This is a genomic window from Streptomyces sp. NRRL F-5126, assembly GCF_000721265.1.
Classification (GTDB): Bacteria; Actinomycetota; Actinomycetes; order Streptomycetales; family Streptomycetaceae; genus Streptomyces.
In genome coordinates this window covers 1-200 of record NZ_JOFZ01000168.1, presented here as the reverse complement: position 1 = coordinate 200, position 200 = coordinate 1, and the positions used below count along the sequence as shown (strand labels likewise).

The window sequence follows — 200 nt, the reverse complement described above, 5'->3', positions numbered from 1 at the left end:
ATATGTTGATACCCCGGTCTGCCGGATGTGATGTCCGGTGGATTTGGGTTCCTTTGTAGTAACACAGCGAGGATGCTGTGGACGGGAGGGATTATTCCTTCCTCCTGTTCCGCTCTCGTGATTGTTTCAAGCATTCACGGAGAGTTTGATCCTGGCTCAGGACGAACGCTGGCGGCGTGCTTAACACATGCAAGTCGAAC

The 200-nt window shown here is 52.5% G+C and carries 1 rRNA gene; it reads left to right on the top strand.

Going from position 1 to position 200, the window contains the following annotated elements:
• Window positions 1–133 precede the first annotated feature (133 nt).
• Window positions 134–200: ribosomal RNA gene (locus IH48_RS35585) — 16S ribosomal RNA — on the top strand; the annotation flags it as partial.